The organism is Spiroplasma sp. ald (assembly GCF_044714355.1).
Classification (GTDB): Bacteria; Bacillota_I; Bacilli_A; order Mycoplasmatales; family Mycoplasmataceae; genus Spiroplasma; species Spiroplasma phoeniceum.
The window spans coordinates 1-4289 of the sequence record NZ_RXFY01000091.1 but is presented as its reverse complement, the minus strand read 5'-3'; the positions used below and the strand labels follow the sequence as shown (position 1 = coordinate 4289).

The window sequence follows — 4289 nt, the reverse complement described above, 5'->3', positions numbered from 1 at the left end:
AATAAAATCAAATTTATCAAATTTCATAATTTTAGATTCCTATAATTTCTATTTTAAATATATTTTATAGGAATTTTAAAATAACTAGGTTATGCAAGAAGTCTATTTATTATTTTAACTTAATCCCTAATTCATCCAACTGTTTGTCCTCAACTGGACTTGGTGAAGCTGTCATTGGATCAGTTCCTGTTGTATTCTTCGGAAAAGCAATCACATCCCGAATTGATTCACTATTCGTTAAAATCATTGCTAGCCGATCAAGTCCAAATGCAATTCCGCCATGGGGTGGAACACCATAATTAAAAGCATTTAAAAATCAACCAAATTTGTTCTCAATTTCTTGGTTTGATAATTGTAATGATTTAAACATTCGGGTTTGAACTTCACTTTGGTGAATACGAATGCTTCCTCCCCCAATTTCATAACCATTTAAAACTAAGTCATAAGCATCAGCACGCGTAGTTGCCATTTTCTGCTCAAAATTATCAATAAATTCACTAGTTGGCGCGGTAAAAGGATGATGAGCTGCTTCATAACGTTGATTTTCATCTGATCATTCATATAATGGTCAATTAACAATTCATAAGAAGTGATATTCATTCGGTGGAATTAAAGCAAACATTTTAGCTAATGCTACTCGGACTGCTCCTAAAGCTTGGCAAGTAACTGCTTTTTCATCACTAACAAAGAAGAATGTTCCAGTTTGTTTATTACATTTTTGTAATAATTTTGCTTTTTCATCATCACTAAGTATTTTTGCAAGTGGTCCTTCTCAATTATTCTTTTTTTGTTTAACTCATGCTAACCCTTGTGCTTTGTTTTGTTGGGCAATCCGTGTTAATTCTTCAACTTGTTTTTTGCTGACTAATTGGGGAAGAAAAATCCCTTTTAAACTCAACTCCTTTTTTAATGCTGTTGCAAAGACTCTAAATTCAGTTTTTGCAAAAATATCTTTTGCATCAAATAACTGTAAATCATAGCGCGTATCTGGTTTATCAGTGCCATATTTTTCAATTGCTTCATTATAATCCATCCGAAAAAAGGGCGTTTTAATTTTAACTTTCATCACATCTTGCATAATTGTTTGAAATAATGTTTCAACAAAATGGATAATATCATCGCGCTCAACAAAACTCATTTCTAAATCTAATTGCATAAATTCTGGTTGACGATCACTTCGTAAGTCTTCATCGCGAAAACACTTTGCAATTTGAAAATATTTATCAAATCCGGCTAACATTAATAACTGTTTAAACAATTGCGGTGATTGTGGTAACGCATAAAAATTATGGGGATTTAAACGCGAGGGAACTAAGAAATCACGGGCACCTTCTGGTGTTGATTTGTTTAAAATTGGTGTTTCAATATCAATAAATTGATGAGCATGACAAAATTGCCGAATTGTTTGCACTAATTGATTTCGTAACATAATTTTTTGTTGCATTATTGGTCGACGTAAATCTAAATAACGATATTTCATTCGAACATCTTCTAACGCATCAGTGACATCATTAATAATTAATGGCGGCGTTTCGGCTTTTGATAAAATTGTGACTTGTTTAGCTGCAATTTCAATTGCCCCGGTTGGTAATTCTAAATTCTTACTTTTTCGTTCAATTACAACACCTTCAACACTAATAACAAATTCATTTCGAATTGTATTAATCATCGCATATTGGGGATGCTCTGGTTGGACAACAACTTGTGTAATCCCTGTTCGATCACGTAAATCTAAGAAAATAATCCCCCCTAACCGACGATTCTTTGCCACTCAACCACTTAAAACAACCTTTGTTTTAACATTTTTTAATGTTAATTCACCACAAGTATGTGTTCTCTTCATTATTTCTTCTCCTTACTTAAAACTGTAATAATCTTGTCAAACTTAACTTTTTGTTCTTTTCCTGTTTGTTGGTTTTTAATTTTTACAACGTTTTTTTTCAATTCTTCATCACCAATAATAATAGCATTCTTTGCTTTCAAACGCTCTAATGATTTAAACTGAGCTTTAACACTACGTGTTAAATAATCACAATCAACACGAAAACCACTTGCTCGAAGTAATAACAACAACGAAGCAGCAAAATAACGCGCATGATCAGATAAACAAATTAAATAAGCATCAAGATAAGCCTCATCAGCTAGGACAATATCATTCGCAGCTAAAGTTAATAACAATCGTTCTAATCCTAAGGCAAAGCCTACCGCTGGATAATCTAAACTTGGTTCAAAGCTGTGCACTAATTGGTCATACCGTCCACCACCTAGTAAAGTTAATTCTCGCTCTGCTTCCTCAATCACAATTTCAAAAACAACGCCAGTATAATAATCTAATCCTCGTACTAATTGCGCATCTAAGGTAAAAGGAATTCCTAATTTAGTTAACAACTTTTGAATTGCAACAAATTCTTCATTTTCTGTTGGGGTTAAATAATCATAAATCTTTGGCACATTACTAAATTTATCATGATCAATTTTACAATCTAATACTCGTAATGGATTCTTTTGTACCCGAATTTGACAATCAGCACATAATGTTTGTTCTTGGAAGAAAGCTGTTAACACACCAAGATACTTTGTTCGTGCTGCACCAACTGTTAAATAATTTAGTTTTAATGTTAAGTTTGTTAATCCAAGTGTTTTTAATAAATTATAACCAAGTAAAATAACTTCAACATCTAATAAATAATTCTTAGTTCCGACCACTTCAATTCCAAACTGATTAAATTGACGTAAACGGCCATGTTGAGGTCGTTCATAACGAAACATATTCCCAAGGTAAAATAATTTTAATGGTAATTCATATTTCCCATATAGTTTATCTTCAATAATACTGCGAATAACAGGTGCGGTTCCTTCTGGACGTAAAACAAATGCTCGCTCTTTTTTATCTAATAATTCAAACATTTCTTTGCTAACAATATCGGTTTCTGCTCCTACTGAACGCACAAATAAATCTTTTGCTTCGAAAATTGGAGTTCTAATTTCATGATAGTTATATTGCATAGCAAGACTACGCAGCATTAATTCTAGGGCACTTAATTCACTTGCTTTTTCATAATAAAGATCTTCAGTTCCTCGTAGTTTTTGCATATTCATAACTTTCTTCCCTTCTAAATAAAAAACTAAAAGATTGCTTAGGAACGAAAAATCGCGGTGCCATCCTATTTCATTATCTTTTAGTTAATGCGCTTACTTGTCAAAATCTATTAAATTTTATCTTCATGTTGTCATCACGCTTTAAAATTCCAATAGTTTCCACCAGCCACTATTTCTCTGTTCAATTATTGTCAACAATAATTTCTTTCAATTAAAATTATACCTATTTTTTTAGAAAAGTAAAATAAATTAGCTAGTCTTTTAAAAATTTTAACGCAACTTCAGCAGGTGTTAAAATATTTATGGTTTTATGTCGTCGAATATTGTTATAATAATCTAGAAAGATTACAATAACTTTTCTAACATTTTCAAAATTTTTAGGATAGCGTGGAAGATATTCAAAAAATTTATTTCAGTTTTGATGAAATCTTTTAATTTTCCCATTTGATTGTGGAAAACGAATTGGAATTGTTTGATGGACAACTTCTTTTTTTATTAAAGTTTTTGTATATTCACTAGGATAATATTTAAATTCAGAATGAAAACAAATTGAATCTTATATTGGTACTAAAGTTTATTTTTGTGATAAAGGTAAACCTAAACAAAAACCTATTGTTGAGTGAATTAATCGTGATTTAAGACATTACATATAATACTTGTTAATCATACTGAAATAGCAAAAAAGAATACAACAGATCAATTAAAAATTTATGATTAAATTAAATTAGTTAACGATTTAAAAACAGAGTTAATTAAAATAAAAAGTGAAAAAAATGAATTAAAACAAATAAACATTAATTATACAAAAAAAATTGATAACTTAAATCAAAAAATAATACTTTTAAAAAAATAATTTCTAAATTTAAGGAAATTAAAAATAATAGTATTAAAAAAACTAAACATATTGATTTTAGCTTAAATAGTAGAGACTATGATACTAATATAAAATTTAGTATTATTAAACATTTAAAATTAAAACTTGGTGAAAATTATCAACATACAATTTCAAATATTAGCGCATGTTATAACTCACCAGATGTATACACATTAGGATATACAACAAATGATATTGAAAATATTGTTACAGAATAATTAGAAGAAAACAATATTAGACTTCTTGCATAACCTAGTTATTTTAAAATTCCTATAAAATATATTTAAAATAGAAATTATAGGAATCTAAAATTATG

At 29.4% G+C, this 4289-nt stretch carries 3 protein-coding genes; all 3 read right to left on the bottom strand.

What is annotated here, in order from left to right:
* Positions 1-109: 109 nt before the first annotated feature.
* The 3 genes from aspS to EHU54_RS04725 all read right to left on the bottom strand — a co-directional run bounded on the left by aspS (position 110) and on the right by EHU54_RS04725 (position 3568).
* Entirely contained in the window at positions 110-1843 is a 1734-nt protein-coding gene (aspS, locus tag EHU54_RS04735) for an aspartate--tRNA ligase (protein WP_400249206.1), read from the bottom strand.
* Positions 1843-3099, bottom strand: coding sequence for a histidine--tRNA ligase (gene hisS / locus EHU54_RS04730; protein WP_400249205.1), 1257 nt, complete (start codon positions 3097-3099; stop codon positions 1843-1845). Before hisS ends, aspS begins: the two co-directional genes overlap by 1 nt.
* Positions 3100-3352: 253 nt before the next feature.
* Entirely contained in the window at positions 3353-3568 is a 216-nt protein-coding gene (locus EHU54_RS04725; protein ID WP_400249207.1) for an integrase core domain-containing protein, read from the bottom strand.
* Positions 3569-4289: the final 721 nt, after the last annotated feature.